Below are 1,858 nucleotides of genomic sequence, written 5' to 3' on the forward strand. Positions count from 1 at the left end.
TAGTCAAATGAAATGTCTGATATCTTATCCAAATATTCTTCTAATTCTTCAATGATGGCAGGCTCATTGTCGCAAATAGCTAAATTTAGCATATAGTTCATACCCTTCTTCAAAATTAATCATCTTCACATATCAAAAAATAATCTGCTTGGAAAAATTCACTTACTGTTATGCCAAAGCCACTGCATATTTTACAAATAGTAGAAAGTGTCGGATTAGTTCCATGAAAAAGATTTTTTAAGGTGGACTGTGGAATAGCAGCACGGCATGCTAATGTATAATAAGTAATTCCTTGTTCTTTACATAAATCAGCAATTCTATTACAGACAGCTTGATTAGAAGTCATCGAACACCTCCCTATACAGTTCTAATTATAGATATAGTGTAACCGTTAATTTGAAGAACTAGGTCTATATATAGCCTGTATAGAACAAGATGTGACAATTAATTTACAAGTTATAGCAGATATAAAAAATTTAGGAGTTTTTTATGTATTATAAGAAAAAGCAATATAGATTTTGGTACATAATGGCTGAAATACAAAATTAAAAAGGGAGAAGAGATATGTTAAAGAAATTAATTACTTCAGAATCTGTCACCGAAGGGCATCCAGATAAAATATGTGATCAAATTTCAGACGCTATTTTGGATTCTATTATGGAAAAGGATCCTTATGGTCGTGTTGCGTGTGAAACATGTATAACTACTGGCTTAGTGCTTGTCATGGGTGAAATTACAACAAATGCGAACATTGATGTTCCTAGTATTGTAAGAAATACGGTTCGCAAAATTGGCTATAATGATTCAAAATATGGCTTTGATGCAGATACCTGTGGAATCATTGTATGTTTAGATAAACAGTCAGAAGATATTGCTTTAGGAGTAAATGAAGCATTAGAAGCTAAAGCAAAAAAAGATAAAGCTAGAATTGGAGCTGGGGATCAGGGAATGATGTTTGGATATGCAACAAATGAAACCGAAGAGTATATGCCCCTTTCGATTGTATTAGCACATAAATTATCAAAACAGTTATCAAATGTTAGAAAAAGTGGAAGATTGAAGTATTTGAGACCAGATGGAAAAACGCAAGTGACTATTGAATATGATGGAAATACACCAAAAAGAATAGACACTATTGTATGTTCAGTGCAACATGATGAAAATATTAGCCAAGATAAAATTTATAAAGATATTTTTAAATATGTGATTGAAGATATAATACCAGAGGGATTGATGGATGATAATACAAATGTGTATGTTAATCCAACGGGACGTTTTGTAATCGGTGGTCCACATGGAGATAGTGGAGTTACAGGAAGAAAAATTATTGTAGATACGTATGGAGGATGTGCACATCATGGTGGTGGTGCCTTTTCAGGAAAAGACTGTACAAAAGTGGACAGATCAGCAGCATATATGGCACGATATCTTGCTAAAAATATTGTTGCACTGGGATTAGCAGAAAAATGTGAGGTGCAATTATCCTATGCCATAGGAATTGCGAATCCAGTTTCTGTTAATGTTAATACATTTGGAACAGGTAAAAAAGATGATGAACTGCTTGCAGAATTTATTTATAATAATTTTGATCTTACACCATCAGGAATAATTGATATATTTAAACTCCGCCGGCCAATTTATGAACAGGTAGCGTCGTATGGACATTTTGGGAGAACTGAATTAAATCTTCCATGGGAACAATTAGATACAAAAAAATTTTTAGGCATTTTAGAAGTGTAAACTTGTTATGAGAGAAGATATATTATATGCTAAATTTAGCTATTTGCGACAATGAGCCTGCCATCATTGAAGAATTAGAAGAATATTTGGATAAGATATCAGACATTTCATTTGACTA

General features: G+C 32.6%; 2 protein-coding genes. One reads left to right on the plus strand and one right to left on the minus strand.

Annotated elements, in window-relative coordinates; translation table 11 throughout:
- Positions 1–115 precede the first annotated feature (115 nt).
- Positions 116–346 (minus strand): helix-turn-helix domain-containing protein, encoded by a 231-nt coding sequence (locus tag BLP57_RS17470; RefSeq protein WP_092073616.1) that lies wholly within the window; start codon positions 344–346, stop codon positions 116–118.
- Positions 347–564: 218 nt separating this feature from the next.
- Here BLP57_RS17470 and metK point away from each other — a divergent pair, with 218 nt between their 5' ends.
- On the plus strand, positions 565–1,740 hold the full coding sequence (gene metK, locus BLP57_RS17475; protein ID WP_092073619.1) for a methionine adenosyltransferase: 1,176 nt from the start codon (positions 565–567) through the stop codon (positions 1,738–1,740).
- Positions 1,741–1,858 lie beyond the last annotated feature (118 nt).

Origin of the sequence: Blautia sp. SF-50 (genome assembly GCF_900101315.1) — a bacterium.
In the GTDB taxonomy this organism is placed as follows: domain Bacteria; phylum Bacillota; class Clostridia; order Lachnospirales; family Lachnospiraceae; genus Blautia_A; species Blautia_A fusiformis.